Source organism: Flavobacterium sp. Leaf359 (genome assembly GCF_001423985.1).
GTDB classification, from domain to species: domain Bacteria; phylum Bacteroidota; class Bacteroidia; order Flavobacteriales; family Flavobacteriaceae; genus Flavobacterium; species Flavobacterium lindanitolerans.
On record NZ_LMPW01000013.1, the window covers coordinates 264,236 to 282,300 of the forward strand.

Sequence of the window (18,065 nt, forward strand, 5' to 3'; positions counted from 1 at the left end):
CGTTACAAATATATAATTTTTTTATACCCGAAATTAAAAATGGAATATTTAACAATCGGCAAAAGAGGAAAAATATATTTTTATTTATTTGATATTCAGCATTTTGATTGCAACTACAACGATGGCGTAGATTCTCGTAATACGAGGTGAGTTTCTATAACTTCCGTTCTGTAATGTTCGTCTTCTTCCTGTTCTGATTCTAATCTTTCAATAAGCATCTTGGCCGCTTTGCCACCCATTTTTATTCCATTCTGGCTTACTGTAGTAATGCTTGGTGAAGAATATTTGGAAATAATGCCATCTGTGAATCCGATAACCGAAATATCTTCCGGAACCTTAAGGTTTATTTTCTTTGCGGCTTTAATGGCCGTTACGGCAAATAATTCGTTTACAGCAAAAACAGCATCGATTTCATTATTATTAATGAGTTCTTCAATTTGATGTTCGCAGATGTCAATATCTTCTATTTTCAATATGAGTTTTGGGTCAACAGGGATATTGTTTGTTTTAAGTGCCTTGATGTATCCGTCTGTACGAAGCTTTCCAACACTGACATAATCAACGGTAGTAATGAGTGCAATTTTTTTGAATCCTTTGTCGATTAAATCCTGAACCGCTTCATAGGCAGCCAGATTATCGTCAATAATAACCTTGTCACATAAAATATCGTTTGTCACACGGTCAAACATAACCACAGGCATTCCCTGATTGATAACCTCGGTAATATGGTGGAAATCTTTTTTGTGCTGAGTTTCTTTGGAAAGCGACATGATAAAACCGTCAATGCTTCCGTTGGCAAGCATTTCCATGTTGATTACTTCCTTGTCAAAAGATTCGTCAGATAACGTTACGATAACATTATAGCCGTGTTCATTAGCCACATGTTCAATACCGCTAATGACGGTGGCAAAAAAGTGGTGTACAATTTCAGGAATAATGACGCCGATTGTCTTGGTTTTTTTATTTTTTAAACTTAGGGCAATCAGGTTGGGTTTGTAGTTGTATAATTTGGCAAAAGCCTGGACTTTTTGGCGGGTGTCTTCACTAATTTCAGGACTGTCTCTTAACGATTTTGAAACAGTTGAAATCGATACGTCTAATTCTTTGGCAATTTGCTTTAGCGTGACTTTTTTTCGCATAGTATTTAATGTCAGGTAAATATTTCTGAATAAAGATAAATTTAATTTTTATTAATAGCGATTTTCGGGTAAAAAATCTGAGTATTTGCTAAAGTTTTCAACACGCAAACGTTTTCGGTTGGTGCTTTTACGAAAACGATTTTTTTGTCTAAAATATTTACATAGATTTAACATTCGAAGTAAAAATATAAGGTAAACAAACTCATTTTTAACCTAAACAAAATGTATGAAAACAATTTACAAAAAGTTGTTGCTTTTATTACTGATGCTTCCGTTTAGTGTGCTGGCACAGAACACGTTAAATGGAAATGTCAGAGATGAGGTTTCAGGATTGCCCTTGCCGGGAGTCAGTGTGACTGTCCAGGGCAGTACCAATGGAGCCACAACCGATTTTGATGGAAACTTTTCGCTTTCCGGAGTAAAATCGGGGGACGTAATTACGTTCTCTTTTTTGGGCTATAAACCTACCACTATCACTTATTCTTCACAAAATACTATTAGTGTTATTTTACAGGAAGATGCTTCGCAATTGGATGAGGTTGTTGTAGTAGGATATGGTTCTGTTAAAAAGAAGGATGCTACCGGAGCCGTAGAGGTAATTTCTCAAAAAGATTTTAACCGTGGCTTAAATGCAACTGCAGAAAACCTGTTAAATGGTAGAGTAGCAGGTTTGAACATTACAACCAGCGGAGCGCCGGGTTCAGGGTCTACAATCAGAATTCGTGGAGGCTCTTCTTTGAACGCCAAAAATGATCCGTTAATTGTAATTGACGGTCTTCCTTTAGATAATGAAGCAAGTGGGGGTTCTACAAGCGTATTGGCTTCTATAAACCCGAATGACATCGAGTCTTTCTCTATTTTGAAAGATGCTTCTGCTACGGCAATCTACGGTTCCAGAGCTTCGAACGGTGTCATCATCATTACAACTAAAAAAGGAAGCCAGGGCGATATGCAGGTTAGTTTCAATTCTGTGACTACCGTAAATACATTGGCTAAAAAAGTAGACGTATTGTCTGCCGACCAATTCAGAGCATTAGTAAACCAGGTAGGTTCGCCAACACAAATAGGATTGCTTGGAAATGCAAAAACAGATTGGCAGGATGAAATTTTCCAGACCAGTATGTCTGTAGATAATAACCTATCTATCAGAGGAAACTTATTTGGGGTTATGCCGGCCAGATTGTCTGTTGGTTATACTCAAATTCCAGGTTTATTAAAAACAGGAGAATTTAAAAGGACTACAACTTCATTGGCGTTAAACCCATCATTTTTTGATGACCATTTGAAAATTAACCTGAATGCTAATATTTCATGGCAGGACAACCGTTTTGCAGATGAAGGAGCTATTGGTAATGCTTTAAGCTTTGACCCTACACAATCGGTTTATGATCCTTCTTCTTATTTTGGAGGTTATTTCGAATGGCTTGAGCCAGATGGAGACAGAGTAGTTACCGGAGCACAACAGAACCCGGTATCGCTGCTAAATCAAAGAAGAAACATTACAGACAACCGTAAAATGTATGGTAATTTCCAGGTTGACTATAAACTGCATTTCTTTGAAGACATCAGAGCGGTTGTGAATGTTGGTTTTGATAAACAGGACGGTAACGGGACTAACACATTGGCGCCGTTTAGCCCTGCCGGTTTCCAAACAGGAAGCTACAGTGGCGGAACGTACCAGAATTATGGTGCCTATAGCTATTTTAATGAAAATAAAGAAAACAAATTGTTAGATGCTTACCTTGTATATTCTAAAGAAATTGGAAAATTCAATTTGGATGTAACAGGAGGTTATTCGTACCAAAACTTCAAATGGGTAGGTTTCTCAACAGGAAACGTTTATGATCCAAATGCGCAACCAGACGTATTTACAAGACCTACAGTCAACTTGCAGTCCTATTTTGGAAGAATGAATTTAGGATTTGATGACAAGTATTTATTGACCTTAAACTACAGAAGAGACGGTACTTCCCGATTCTCTAAAGAAAACAGATGGGGTAACTTCCCTGGAGCTGCTTTCGCATGGAAAATATCACAAGAAGGTTTCATGAAAAATGTGAGATTTGTTTCTGATCTTAAATTAAGATTAGGATGGGGTATCACAGGACAGCAGGATATTAATGACGGTTTCGCTTATATCGAAAGATATACTACAGGAACAACTCAGGCACAATACCAATTTGGAAACGTTTTTGTTCCGGTAGGAAGACCTGAAGGTTATAACAAAGGACTGAAATGGGAAGAAACCGAAACCAGAAACATTGGTATTGATTATGGCTTTTTCGACAACAGATTAAGAGGGTCTTTGGATTTATATGAGAAAAAATCATCTGATCTGTTAGCGATTGTTCCTTTTCCTGACGGAGCCAACCTGGCCAACCAGGGATTCAGAAACTACGGGAACTTTACTTCTAAAGGTGTCGAATTCAGCGTAAGCTATGACATTTTCCGTGGAGAAGGATTTAACTGGACTACAACATTCAATGCAACATACAACAATCAGGAAATTACAGACATCCCGTCTGATAACCCTGTAGGCGATATTGACGGTGGTGGTGGAAACAAAATCCAAATCAACTCTGTTGGATACAGCCCTAATGCATTTTACGTATATGAACAAGTATATGATGCAAACGGAAAACCGGTTGAAGGTGTATATGTTGACAGAAACCAGGATGGTGTTATTTCAACAGCCGACCAATACAGATACAAAAAACCAAATGCAGATTACACTTTTGGTATGATGAACAATATGAGCTATAAGCAATTTGACCTTTCATTTGCATGGAGAGCCAGCTTAGGGAACTATATGTATAATAACGTTGCTTCAAACAAAGGTGTGTTGCAGGCTGGTGTTCGTTATAATGACGTAATCAGCAACATTAATTCCGATTATTTGAACTCAGGTTTCCAATTGGAAGGAAACAACAGACTTTTCTCTGATTATTATATTCAGGATGCATCATGGTTCAAATTAGATAACATCACGTTAGGATATACCATCCAAAATCCTTTTGCTACAAAGAAATCCAAATTCAGAGTCTATGGAGCCGTTCAGAACGTATTTACAATTACGGACTATGACGGAGTAGATCCTGAAATTTATGGCGGTATTGATAAGACTATCTATCCAAGACCAAGAATGTTCATGCTAGGATTTAATATAGATTTTTAAAAAAATATGAAAATGAAAAAAATGTTAGACATACTAGGGAAGAAAGCGCTGCTATTGCTTGTCATTATGGCAATAGGCGTTTCCTGTACGGACGATTTAGATGTAATGCCACAGGATGATGATGACTTTACAGCTGAAAAATTCTACGAAAACCCTCAAGCTTACAGAATGTTTTTGGCAAAACTTTACCTTGGATTGGCAAAAGCCGGAAATGGGGAAGGTGATGGAGGTGAAGATTTGCAAGGAATCAGAAATGACTTCAGTCCTTATTTGAGAGCATTCTATACGTTGCAACAGTTACCAACGGATGAGTCGGTAATAGCGTGGCAGGATGGTAACTTGCCATCCATGAACTCTCATACATGGACAAGCAACAACGAGTTCATTTATGTAATGTATTCCAGAACCTTTTACCAAATCAGTTTGGCAAATGAGTTTCTGAGACAATCGACTCCGGATAAAGTAGGTAGCAGAAATGTTGATCCGGCTATCCTGAACGATATGAAATCGTACAGAGCAGAAGCCAGATTTTTGAGAGCATTGTCACTCTACCATGCAATGGATTTGTTTGGACGTGTGCCTATTGTTACAGAAAATGATCCTGTTGGATTCTTTTATCCGCAACAGAGAGAGAAAATCGATGTTTTCAATTACATAAAAGATGAATTGATTGCTATTGATGCTGATTTGAAAGAGTCAAGAACGAATGAATACGGAAGAGTTGACAAGATTGCCGCAAAAATGCTTTTGTCAAAACTGTATTTGAATGCTGAGGTATACATAGGGCAGCCTAAATATGCGGAAGCTGCAGATGCATTACAGGCAGTTTTAAACTCAACTTACCAGATTGCCAACGTTCCTTACAAATATTTGTTTATGGCAGATAACGATGTGAATGGTGCGCAAAATGAATTTATTTTCCCGGTACGTTTTGATGGTCAATACACAACCAGTGGAGGAACCAATTATTTAGTTCACGCTTCTATTTTGAGTTCAATGAACGCGAGCGACTTTGGAGTTGATGGTGGTTGGAAAGGACTAAGAGCAAGAAGAGAATTTGTAAACAAATTTGCCGATGTAACAGGAGCTTCAGATAACAGAGCGATGTTCCATACAACAGGACAGACTTTGGATATTGCCAGTATTGCTGACGAAACGCAAGGATATGCAGTAACTAAATGGACTAACAAAAGATCCGATGGTTCTAACGGTTCAAATCCAACAGGAGCATTTGTCGATACAGACTTCCCGTTATTCCGTTTGGCTGATGCTTATCTGATGTATGCTGAATTGGCAGTCAGAGGTCAAGGTTCACTTTCGCAAGCGGTAACTTATGTAAACGCTTTAAGAACCAGAGCGAATGCAGGTACTATATCTCAGGGAGATCTTAACCTGGATTTTATCCTGGCAGAAAGATCCAGAGAATTATATTGGGAATGCCACAGACGCCAGGATTTGATTCGCTTTGGAAAATTCACAGGCGGTTCTTACCTATGGCAATGGAAAGGCAACTCTGCTAACGGAGCACCAATTTCAGATCATTTGAAATTGTTCCCGATTCCGGACAGAGCAAAAGCTGCCAACCCAACTTTACAACAAAATACAGGATATTAATAAAAGTAAAAATCATATAGATATGAAAAATATAGCAAAATCATTAATTGCATTATTCGCAGTCCTGGCTGTTTCATGTAGCTCGGACGATGTTGAAGACAGACCGATAATTAGAGCCATTGATGGACCGGCCTTGATTGCACCAGACGGAGGTTCATATGTGTTGAATATTGAGAGCGCTAATAACCTGGCAGAAAGATTCATGTGGACTTCCGCCAATTTTGGACAGGATGTTGCCATAAATTATGAAATACAACTTGATGCAGCAGATGGAGTAGATGAATTTGCAGAGCCACGTTCATTGGGTTCAGTAATTGGGGCAAATCAGTTGGCTGTTTCAGTCGTAACTTTAAATACGGCTGCCATTGCTTTAGGCGGTGTACCATTGGAAGAAAAGCAATATGTAGTTAGAGTTAAAGCTAGTGTAAATGATACTTTTGAGCCAATATACAGTAACCCTGTAACAATTTCAATAACTCCATACCAGGCTTTTGTCCCTTTACAGAACTTGTATTTGGTTGGGAACGCTACTGAATATGGATATAACAATAATGCAGGCAATTCACCTTTGTTTAGAGATCCCGGAAATCAATATAAGTTTTATTATACAGGTTATTTCACAGGAGGAAATGGAGAAGGAATAAAAATATTGTCGGCTCTTGGAAATTGGCATCCACAATATGGTTCGGCAGGAGCTGGAATCTTGGCCGTAAGTGGTGCTGATGGAAGTAATGAGCCAAGTCCTATATTTGTTCCGTCTTCAGGATATTATGAGTTAACTATTGATATTCAGGAAATGACATATTCACTAGAGCCATTTACTTATAATCCTGCTACTATGCCAACTTTCGGAAGTGTAGGAATTATTGGTGCTGCTACACCAGGTGGCTGGGATGCTGATACTGATATGACTAATAGTACTGCAAACCCTCATTTATGGAAAATTGATAATATTGCTCTTACTCAGGATGTACTAAAATTCAGAGCTAATGATAGCTGGGATACACCTGGAAACTGGGGTGGAGGAACACCTATTTCAGGTCAGATGAGCATTAATGGAGGTGACTTTGTGGGTGTTGCCGCTGAAGGAAACTACTCTGTCTGGTTTAATGATCTTGATAGACGTTATATTTTTATTCCTAGATAATTTAAAAAAATAAAAAAGCTATCTGAATTTTTCAGGTAGCTTTTTTAAATAATACAATATGAAAAAAATTACCCTATTATTTTTATTGATTGCTTCTTATGCCTGGTCGCAACAACAAACCGTAACCTATTCGGTAACGCCGGCGACTTTTGAAGAGAACCAGTCAATTACACTAACTTTCAACGGAAGCAGTATTAATGAAGCGACCTGGGGAGTTGCAGGCAATGCCCTTTATATTTGGGCATGGTCTTTCGATTTGAATGACCAAAACAATGCCGACTGCCCAACTAATGGCGATTGGGGGAACTCTAACGAAGCCAACCGTCTGACCTATAATTCTGCCAATGATACCTATTCGATAAGTTTTGTTCCAACTGCTTTTTATAATAGGACAGGAATAGGAAGAATAGGTTTTCTTATTAAGGCTAAGAATGGAAATGGAGATAAAAAATCTCAGGATATACTGCTTAGAGTCGGAACTTTTCAGGTGAACCTGACAGCACCTGCTCAAAACAGCAGCACCATGCTTGCTTCGGGTTCTAACTTTACGATAACGGCAAACAATACCGGTGGGAATGCCAGTTATGTTTTAAAATCAAATGGTTCAACCATCAACACGAATGCCAGTACCGCAAGTTATTCGTATGTTCACACAGGAATTACTTCAAACCAGAATTATTCGCTTGAAGTGACTCAGGGAGCAACTACAATTACAAAAAACTTTGCAGTGGTTATAAATCCGGGTGTTATTAGCGCAGCCATGCCGGCCGGAATGGGTGATGGAATCAATTACAACCCGTCAGATCCAACTAAGGCAACATTGGTGTTAAATGTACCTAATAAAGATTTTGTATATGTAGCAGGAAGCTTTAACAACTGGCAGCCTACGGGAGCCTATGCAATGAAAAAAGACCCGGCTACAGGGAAATTTTGGTTAGAACTGTCAGGATTGACTTCCGGAACAGCTTATACCTACCAATATTGGGTTTGCGACCAGACCAATCTTCCGGCTAATTCGCCTGCCTTGGTTAAAACAGCAGATCCGTTCTCCACATTGGTTTTAAGTCCGTATGACGATCCGGAAATTGCTTCATTGGGTGTTTATCCTAACTTGCCAACTTATCCGGCTGGCCAGGAAAGGGAAGTTACAGTACTTCAAACCGGACCCAACGCATTTTACAATTACAATTGGAGTGCAGCGACAACTAACTTTGTAAAACCAAGCAAAAAGGACCTTGTAATTTATGAAGTCCTGGTAAGAGATTTCGATGCGAACAGAACCTACCAGAATCTGATTGACCGTATAGATTATTTTAAAAACCTTAAAATAAATGCAATCCAGCTTATGCCGGTTATGGAATTTGAAGGCAATGAAAGCTGGGGCTACAATACCGTCTACCATTTGGCTTTAGACAAAAGATATGGCACAGAGGCAAAGCTGAAAGAATTTATCGACCTGTGCCACCAAAATGGCATAGCCGTTATTTTTGACATTGCATTAAACCACGTTTACGGTCGTTCGCCATTGGAAAGAATGTGGATGACAGATACTGATAACGACGGTTGGGCAAATGGTGTTACTACAGAAAACCCGTATTGCAATCAAAATGCAATGCACTCTTACAGTGTAGGGAGAGACCTTAATCATTTCAACGAACCGAATAACCTTACGGGTTATTATGTACAAAGAACCATACAGCGTTGGATGAACGATTTTAAAATCGATGGTTTCCGTTGGGATTTAACCAAAGGATTTACGCAAAATTGTCCTTACACAGGAAGTAGTTCTGCCCAGGAGAGTTGTACTAATAATTATCAGGCAGATCGTGTTGCCAAGCTAAAATATTATGCCGATATGCAATGGGCCATAGACCCTAATTTCTACGTGATTTTTGAACATTTAGGTGCAGGCGGTTCGTATAACGAAGAAGTAGAATGGGCAAATTACAGAAAAACAGGTGATGCTGACGGAATTTCTAAAGGTATCATGCAGTGGAGAAAAATGACAGACGCCTATGCAAACTTCTTAAAAGGGAACAGTGCCAATTTAGCAGGAGTTGCTGATGCGACAGACCGATTTATTGGTTATGCAGAAAGCCATGACGAAGAAAGAGTAATCTATAAGGCACTTACTGAATCTGGTCAGACTAATGGCAATCTTCCAAAAGCTTTGGCAAGAATGTCGGCTATGGGAGCGTTGCATTTATTGGTTCCCGGTCCAAAGATGATTTATCATTTTGGAGATTTGGGTTACAACAGTTCTATTTTTACCTGTAACAACGGAACTGTCAATACACCCAATGATGCTACTTCCGGTGACTGTAAGTTAGATACAAAACCACAACCACAATGGGCAAACAATTGGCTTGGAGATGTAGCCAGAAAAAAAATATATGACGATTGGGCCAAGATGATTGAATTCAAAAAACGTGAAAATGTTTTTGAAAACGGAACTCACGCCTGGAATTTTTCGCAAACCGGAAGACCAAGGCTCGATATCTGGACAAGCACATCACAAACGGCAGAATTGAGTTATGTTTTTGTGTTGACCAATGCTACCAATACGGTTTACAACGCTACAGCAGGTTTTCCATATACAGGAACCTGGTATAATTTGATGGACGGTACGCCAATCACCGTTACAGATGCAAACATGACTATTCCTATTGAAGTTGACGGTTTCAGGGTTTTTGGAAACAAGCAGGCGTTATTGGAAAGAAACGACTTCAATACAACGGCTATAGCCTTATATCCAAATCCGTCCAAAGGAATTTTCAATATCAGCAAGGATACCAAACAAGTCTCCATCTATTCAATTACCGGACAGCTGGTAAAAGAATTCAAAGGAGAATTTAGCAACGAACACCAATATTCAGTAGAAAATCTGAATCAGGGAATGTACATCGTTAAAGTGATAGATTCAGAAGATAAAGAAGCTACACTGAAATTGATGAAACAATAGTTTTTTGAGTTAGTTTTAAAATTAGATTTTTAAAAATGCCTTTTCGAGAAATTGAAAAGGCATTTTTGTTTGAAACAGGAAAATTCTTGTTAGGAAATAAAGTTTCATCCCATTATTTTTGCACTATGAAAACGTCGCTAAAAAAAATAGGGATTAAAGTCCTCAAAATTACAGGAGTAACCATCGCAAGCATCTTGTTGTTGATGTTTCTTTTGCCAATGCTTTTTCCGGGAAGGATTGCAGAACAGGTAAAAGCTTTTGCCAATAAAAAGCTGGATGGCGAATTGAGCTTTTCAGAATCCAACCTGTCTTTCTTTAAACACTTCCCATCTCTGACGGTAACCCTGGACGATTTCGCATTGAAAGGCTCGGCACCTTATAAAAACGATACGCTGGTAGCGGCAAAAGACGTTTCGTTTGGAATCAATCTTAAAAATCTGATTTTTGACGGTAACATAAATATTGATGAAATCTACGTTTCCAAAGGGCTTATCAATGTCAAGGTAAATGAAAAAGGACAGGCCAATTACAACGTATATATTTCAGACAAAGAAGAAACTTCAAAAGATACGACAGGAACCTCAATTCGCCTTGAAAGAATTGATATCAGGAATGTAGCGCTGAAATATGAGGATATTTCGGCAAAAGTAAATCTCCAGGCTCGGGGATTTAATTATCTGGGTAAAGGTAATCTCGACAAATCAATTTTTGACCTGTACACCGAAGCAAAAATCGAATCACTGGATTTCACTTTTGATGGTGAAAAATACCTCGAAAACAAAAAGATTGATGCCGACCTTATTACCAAAATCAATACCAACTCGCTGTCTTTTGTTTTTCAGCAAAACGACCTGAAAATTAATAAGCTTCCTATAAGTTTTATCGGGAAAATGAACTTCCTGAAAGACGGCTATGATATTGATATAAAAATTGAATCCCAAGACAGTAGGCTAAATGACCTTTTCACGGCATTGCCTCCTAAATATGTTACCTGGTTGGAAAAAACAAAAGTAAAAGGAAGAACAGACCTTTTGCTTACTTTCAAAGGAAATTACAATGCATCGCTCAACCGCAAACCTGATTTGGCATTTGGAATGAACATCAGGGAAGGAAATATTTCCTATAAAGATGCTCCGTTTGAAACCTCAAATATTTCCCTGAAGTTTTACACCAAACTACCTTCATTAGAAACAGAACAACTGGAGGTAAAACTCGACACATTGCATTTTAATGTTGGAAACGATTATCTGAGTGCTAAAATAAATTCTAAAGGCCTTAAAAATATTGACCTGACGGCTAAAATAAAATCAAAACTGGATTTGGGAAAAGCTATTGGTGCCATGGGAATAAACAATCTCGAAATGAAAGGTGTGCTTTTGGCAGATATCAATTCAAAAGGACAATACAATAGTGAGAAAAGGCTGTTCCCGATTACCGATGGAAAAATTAACCTTCAGAACGGTTTCCTGAAAACAGAATATTACCCGAACCCGATTACCGATATCAAGTTTGTTGCCGCAGTCAAAAATACAACCGGCCAATACAAAGACCTTAAAATTGACGTGGCCCCGGCTTCTTTCGTATTTGAACAAAATCCGGTTTATGTAAAAGCACTACTGTCCAATTTTGACGATGTGAATTATGATGTCGTGGCAAAAGGAACGCTTGATATTGCAAAAATATATAAGGTTTTCAGGCAAAAAGGTCTTGATATTACCGGATATGCAAAAGCAGACCTGTCACTAAAAGGAAAGCAGAGCTATGCAACAACCGGACAATACAGTAAACTAAACAACAAAGGCAGTTTATTGCTGCGTGATATAAAAACAACTTCAGAATTATTTCCGAAACCATTTTTTATCAGAGAAGGGCTCTTTACCTTCCATCAGGACAAGATGAATTTTGACAAATTCAGCGCTAACTATGGAAAATCTGATTTTGCAATGAAAGGCCGACTTGAAAACGTCATCAATTTCGTTTTTGAGAAAAATGCCACACTCAAAGGAAACTTTGAAGTAAATTCCGGATTGGTGGTTGCCGATGAGTTTATGGCTCAGGAACCGGTTGCTGAAAAAGGAAAAGGAGTTGAGAAAAAAACGGTTCCGGATACTAAAACAGCAGCAGCTTCGGGAGTAATTCTCCTGCCTGAAAACTTGAAACTATCGCTGTTGGCGAATGTGAAAAAACTGGAATACGACGGACTCATCCTGGACAATGTTACCGGAAGCACGTCTTTAGACAGGGGCAAGCTCCTTTTCCAGAAAATCGGATTTGGAATTATTGGATGCCGTGTTGGTATTAATGGTTTTTACGATGATATTACTGCTAAAAAGGCAAATTTCGATATCCACTTCGTAGCTAAAAATTTCAACGTTAAAAAAGCCTATAACGAAATTGAAATGTTTAGAAATTTGGCTACAGCGGCAGAAAAAGCTGAAGGAATCATTTCTTTGGATTATACCGTAAAAGGCCAGTTAAATGAAGAAATGAAACCGGTTTATCCTTCATTGGAAGGAAAGGGAGTGGTGTCATTGAGCAAAGTAAAAGTCAACGGACTGAAACTGTTTAACCAGCTAAGCAGCAAAACTGATTTTGAAAGCATTGACAATCCGGATTTGAGTCAGGTAGACATCAAATCAAGGATTAAAAACAATATTATTACAATAGAGCAGACCAAAATGAAAGTGGCACTTTTCAGACTGCGCCTGCAAGGAGAAACAAGCTTTGACGGAAAGCTGAATCTCAGAATACGTGTAGGATTGCCACCATTCGGATTAATCGGTATTCCTGTCGTGGTTGCCGGAACACAAGACAATCCTAAAATCAAAGTATTCAGCAAAACAGGCGAAGCAATAGAAGAAACCAAGCCGGAAGGTCAATAAATAAGATTTAAATTTTACATCAAATAAATTTGCGCCTTAGCGTCTCTGCGAGAAATAGTTGCTCGCAAAGACGCTAAGGCGCAAAACACTATATATAAAACTATAAAAGCGTCTTTTTCAATCCTTCGCCAATATTCCTCCAAAAGAAATTATAGAATGATTTTTCCGGGATTCTCTCAACTTCGACTTCTGCTTCCACAACCTTTTCATCAGAATCGTTTTTTACGAACAGATTACCCACGGCAGAAAGAAATTTGTTCTTTTTCTTCGGGTTCTTTTTCTGGTAAAGAGTCACTTTTATATCGTCATATTTAATGGCAAAATCTCCTTTGGATTTTACGTCGTTCCCTGAAAAATTAAAATATACCTCATTAAGCATTCCTTCAACAGATGCGTTCATATAAGGCTTCGTAAAAGGTTTTAGCCGGTTTGCAGGAAATTGGAATATGCTTCCTTTGATGTTGAAGCCGTCAGATACATCCATTACGTTAAATCGCCAGTTTACCTTCATAGGCGAAACATTCATAAATCTGCAATTGACAGTAATTTTTACATCAGGCAGTTTTTTATGCCCGTAACCGCTATTAATATCGGTTACAAACATGTTGAACTTGTTGAAAGAAAGTAATCCTGCTCCTTTTTCAAAAGTTTTTTCCTCTTCATATTCCAGCGTAGATTCGCGAACGGCAAGCGTATCTACATGAAGCGGGAATTTAATATCACGTAGCAGCTTGTTATACAAATGTTTTTTTGAAAGGTCATCCGGCGGCATTTTTGGGCGATAGATATTGGCAAAAACCTTTTCCAAAAAGACGTTCGTAGAATTGAAATAAAAAACACTGTCTTTAAATCCCCAGTTCATATTATTTATTTTTATTTCCTGGGCATTGATAGTATAAATGTCTTTTTCTTTGGGAATCCTTCTCACAAATTCACCACGATCGTATTCCGGAATCATACGGAAATCGGCTATTTTTAAGTCAGATTTGTCAGTATGTATTTTTTTAGCTGTCAGATGGTAAAACTCGTTGGCACGATAATAAATACTATCACAGGCAATTTCAAAATTTTTATAAGTAAAAGGAATTTTCTCTTTTAATGTAGTGTCGTCCAGCAGAATGCCGTCAAGCTGCATCGATAAATTATGCACAATCAGTGACGCCTTATTATCGGTCGTGGAAATAATCTGTAGACTGGAATTTAAAAGATAGATGTCAGATACGGAAATCGTATTTTTAAAAGGAGCGACCACCTTATCCCGAATACTGTTCGGGTCATTTAAAGCCCGGTCATTATCTTTAAAAAGGATAATTTCAGGCTTGTTGATTATAATCTTTTTGGCAACAATCCTTTTGCTGAACAAAATAGACCAGGCGCTGATTCCCTCTATTTTTATACTTTGGATAGTAGTATAGATTCCTGCTTTAACATCTGTTTTCTTTAAGGATGATTTTGGAACAACGGTAATTTCTTTGGCAATAGCATTTCCATCAAACAGAGCAACCTCAAGAGTTTTGTAAGTAATCTGATAGGGCGAATTGTTGTTTTCGTTGATAATGACAGGTAGCTGTTTGCGTATCCAATAGTTCAGGCCAATATTCAAAATCAAGGCCAGTACTATAAGAATCCCGATTCCAATCAATGTCTTTTTCCACCAAACCATAAAGTTTTCTTTTTGTTACGCACTTAAATATAAAAATAAAAAAGCGGGTTCAGAAACCCCAAAGGATTTATTATAAGAAAATTATGATTTGTCCAAAAGACTATCCACTACCAACTCCCAACTATCCACTATCCACTATCCACTATCCACTACCAACTATCCACTACCAACTATCCACTACCAACTATCCACTACCAACTACCACCTATAAACTAACTGTAAACCGAATCTCTTTTCCGAAAACTCATTCCCGGTCTTAAAAGACTGACTCCTATCCTGCTTATTGGTAAAAAGCAAATTGTTGGCTTTTCCGGAACTAAAATGCAGGGCAACAGAAAGATGTTCTGAAAAGGCATACTGCACTTCGGCCAGGTAGCCTATTTGTAAAGCCTCGGCTCTAAATGTTTGTGTTTCGTCTAAAGTTCGGGGCAATCTGCCGGACGAACCTAAAAATTGTGACTTATAACTGCTGGTGCTGACAAACCCACCAACGGAAGGCATAAACTTATTTATTTTATAGTACAATTGAACTGGGATTTGCAATTGAAAATGTTTGCTCTCAAGAGATTGAAACAACTTGGGCTCATTGTTTTGTGTGAAATAGTAGCCATTAAGGCGGCTGTCTTTTTTGGAAGCATTAAACGAAAATGGACTCATCCAATAAAAGGCATCAATTCCAATACCCAAAGAAAACCTGGATTGGAATAGTTCCTTTCGGGTCCAAAAGCCCAAACCCAATCCTATAGGACTGGGAGCATTAACTTCCTTGAACAGGCTGTTGCTGGCCAAACCGAGATGTAATCGGCCTCCAAAAAACCAACTTTTTTCGTTTTTTGCAACCCTTTTTTTGCTCTTAATGATAAGCGTATCAACAGTGATTTTCTTTCCGTTTTGGGTCAGTTCCAACAGGTCTTTCTTATCGGTTTCTGTAAAAATGGCCTTGTCTATTTTTAAAGGTTTTTCGATAAAAACAGTATCATGAATAATAATCTCCTCATAAACATAAATAGTATCTACTTTCTTCTCTTGTGAAAAAGTATAGGTTGTAAAGGCTAAAAAAAAGAGTAGAATTTTATTCTGAAACATAAACGGTATCTTTTTTTACAATTTGTCTTTTGATGATAACCACTTTCTGAGGCTCATTTTTTACAGAATCCTTAGTAACAATACTATTTGCTTCTTCTGTTGTTTTTTGAGAATTTTTATTGGTAACGGTTGCTTTTTCCTGGCTAAAATGAGTTTTGATACTCTTTGGTTCTGCGGTTGGTTCTTCACTTTTTGCAGTATCTTCAACAGCTACGGGCAATTGGTTTTCAGGAATATCAACAGACTCCAAATCAGGCTTAGGATGTTTTTGTGGAATATCTTTTACCTCAAAAAAACAGGCATAAAAAGCAACTCCCAATACACCTAAGAAACAAATGCCTATGGTCATAAATTTTGGGACAGGATTTATTTTAGCCAGGCCAATAAACTGGCTTGGAAAAGCTCCTTTATTTGTAACCGATTCAAAAGTTTCTAATGGTTCTATTTCAAAATCCTTGAATTGTTTTTTGCAGAAATTAGCGAACATCTGATTTCCAAAACCTAAAAAAATCAGGAAAGCAATACGGCGTTTCTTCTTTTCATCAACAGGTTTTTCTTTTATTCTTTCCAATAGAAAAAGCTGGATTGCTTTTCGTGCCCTTGACAAATGCGATTTTGAAGTACCTGTTGAAATATGGAGTATTTTGCCAATTTCGCTATGAGAAAACCGGTCAATAACATACATATTGAAAACAGATTTATGATGTTCCGGCAAACGGTCTATCGCCTCTAATATATCATCCCTTTCCAAATCGGCAGACAGGAGCAAGCTTTTGGCGTCTATTGCAATGGTATTCATGACAGTAGTTGAATCAACAATTTCATAATCTTGTTGCGTTGAAAAGTTTATTTTTTTTACCTCTTTTAAATGATGGATAGCCATATTTATCACAATCCGGCTTAACCAGCCCTGCAAAGCACTTTTATCTTTTAAAGTTTCTTCTTTTTGCATGGCTACAATAAAAGAATCCTGAACAATATCCTCAGCAGTCGCGATATCTTTTATATATCTGCGACAAATCCCCAAGAGTTTTGGGGATGTCTTCGTGTAAATTTCATGCCAGTTAATGCTATTCATAATTTAGTTTTGGACTACAAAAAGCGATAAAAATGTGCCTTCAGAATCGGGTATTTGTGCTGCCTCAACCCCGTTTATCGTCAGGTGGCTAATATATCCGGGAGCAACACCTTCCTGAGTAATTTTGTAAGTATTATTATTTAAAATCTTAAAATCCATAATTCCGCCCAGCTGAGGTTGCCCCGCATCAAACATAGTCCCATTTTTATAGATGCTGGCTACATCTGTAAGATACAGATTGTTATTGTCAAAAAGCATAGAGGTAACTGTAGCTACGGCTGGGAAAGAAGTTTCTGAACCGGTAGTTATGTTTTTATAATAACCACCATTATTTGCCGTTCCATAAGTATATACTTCGTTATTGTTTACAGCCAGCCCATTAAGTGTAGAAAGTGGAATCTCGTTAAAAACAGTGTTTACATAATAGCCATTAATACTTGAATCGCGATTATTAGTGCCGGTTATATAAACAGTATTGTTTACGACTTTTATTTTTGAATAGTTCTGAACATAACCGCCATAATTGTGTACTGTGGTCTTAATGCCGTTTTTCCAATAAACAAGACTGTAATCTTCAAAAGTTATGACCCTTCTTTTCGTATAACCCACAAAATAAACATCATTGCCAACCACTTCAAAATCAGTAACAGTCACAACTTCATCATCTGCAGAGCTAAGGCTTGTTTTTAAATTAGTCAAAACGCCATTTTTCCAGAACATAGGGAATGTTTCCGTAGTTGTAGTTCCAACACCAATTCCAAGAACATATACATCGTTATTTACTACCATAATCTTGTTGGCAGTAGGAGCATTGATTCCGCCGGAATTCAATAACACAAGCTGGTTGTTTTTCCAGTAACAAGCCTGGCTGTTTTTCTGACCGGCAACATAAACATCAACAGAGTTATTAGTTGGCACATTTGACGAATCCACAACCGAATCCTCACTACAGGAAATTTGCAACAACCCGGTAAATAGAATCAGAGAAAGTAAAATCTTTTTCATAAGTAAAATAAATTGGAGTTAATATACTTTAATTTTATGATAAGAGTGAAAAAAGTAAAAGGGTTGCAGTAAAAAAGTAAAATAAATACAAAAAAAATAAAATTTTTGCTTGCGATGCGATTGCTTCTAGTCAAAGGTTACTAAGGAGCAAAGGCTTTGAGAGGTTAAGTCTGCGTATTTTGCAGCTAATAGAAAAGAGTTATTAAAAGTGAATTTTGAGTCTCTTTATCGTTGTGGTATATATTTCCAGATAATCATCAAAGATTAAAAATAAAAGATAGTAGAGAATTATAGCAATAAAAAAAGCCTAAACA

At 37.7% G+C, this 18,065-nt stretch carries 10 protein-coding genes; 5 read left to right on the plus strand and 5 right to left on the minus strand.

Annotated features, from left to right (window positions below; translation table 11 throughout):
* Positions 1 to 113: 113 nt before the first annotated feature.
* Positions 114 to 1,139, minus strand: a complete 1,026-nt coding sequence (locus ASG38_RS13715; RefSeq protein ID WP_056072130.1) for a LacI family DNA-binding transcriptional regulator — start codon at positions 1,137 to 1,139, stop codon at positions 114 to 116.
* 226 nt (positions 1,140 to 1,365) lie between these two features.
* On the opposite strand from ASG38_RS13715, the gene ASG38_RS13720 reads away from it, so the two are divergent.
* From ASG38_RS13720 to ASG38_RS13740, 5 genes are all read left to right on the plus strand, one after another.
* Positions 1,366 to 4,314: a TonB-dependent receptor gene (locus ASG38_RS13720; protein ID WP_056072132.1), complete on the plus strand. Its 2,949-nt coding sequence runs from the start codon at positions 1,366 to 1,368 to the stop codon at positions 4,312 to 4,314.
* Between the two features lie 12 nt (positions 4,315 to 4,326).
* Entirely contained in the window at positions 4,327 to 5,928 is a 1,602-nt protein-coding gene (locus ASG38_RS13725) for a RagB/SusD family nutrient uptake outer membrane protein (RefSeq protein ID WP_056072537.1), read from the plus strand.
* A gap of 22 nt (positions 5,929 to 5,950) precedes the next feature.
* Complete coding sequence (locus ASG38_RS13730; RefSeq protein ID WP_056072134.1) at positions 5,951 to 7,075, plus strand: SusE domain-containing protein; 1,125 nt, start codon at positions 5,951 to 5,953, stop codon at positions 7,073 to 7,075.
* A gap of 58 nt (positions 7,076 to 7,133) precedes the next feature.
* Positions 7,134 to 10,037: an alpha-amylase family glycosyl hydrolase gene (locus ASG38_RS13735; protein ID WP_056072137.1), complete on the plus strand. Its 2,904-nt coding sequence runs from the start codon at positions 7,134 to 7,136 to the stop codon at positions 10,035 to 10,037.
* Between the two features lie 125 nt (positions 10,038 to 10,162).
* On the plus strand, positions 10,163 to 12,919 hold the full coding sequence (locus ASG38_RS13740; protein ID WP_056072540.1) for an AsmA-like C-terminal region-containing protein: 2,757 nt from the start codon (positions 10,163 to 10,165) through the stop codon (positions 12,917 to 12,919).
* A 100-nt stretch (positions 12,920 to 13,019) separates the two neighbouring features.
* Here ASG38_RS13740 and ASG38_RS13745 read toward each other — a convergent pair whose 3' ends face one another.
* The 4 genes from ASG38_RS13745 to ASG38_RS13760 form a co-directional block, all read right to left on the minus strand.
* Positions 13,020 to 14,582, minus strand: coding sequence for a hypothetical protein (locus ASG38_RS13745; RefSeq protein ID WP_056072139.1), 1,563 nt, complete (start codon positions 14,580 to 14,582; stop codon positions 13,020 to 13,022).
* A 198-nt stretch (positions 14,583 to 14,780) separates the two neighbouring features.
* Positions 14,781 to 15,668 carry a hypothetical protein gene (locus tag ASG38_RS13750; RefSeq protein WP_056072142.1) on the minus strand — a complete coding sequence of 296 codons (888 nt, stop codon included), beginning with the start codon at positions 15,666 to 15,668 and terminating at the stop codon, positions 14,781 to 14,783.
* A complete protein-coding gene (locus ASG38_RS13755; RefSeq protein ID WP_056072145.1) occupies positions 15,655 to 16,746 on the minus strand; it encodes an RNA polymerase sigma factor in 1,092 nt (363 codons plus the stop codon). The genes ASG38_RS13750 and ASG38_RS13755 overlap by 14 nt, the downstream gene beginning before the upstream one ends.
* A 3-nt stretch (positions 16,747 to 16,749) precedes the next feature.
* The gene (locus tag ASG38_RS13760; protein ID WP_056072147.1) at positions 16,750 to 17,751 is read right to left on the minus strand and encodes a hypothetical protein; all 1,002 of its coding nucleotides are present in this window, start codon (positions 17,749 to 17,751) and stop codon (positions 16,750 to 16,752) included.
* Positions 17,752 to 18,065: the final 314 nt, after the last annotated feature.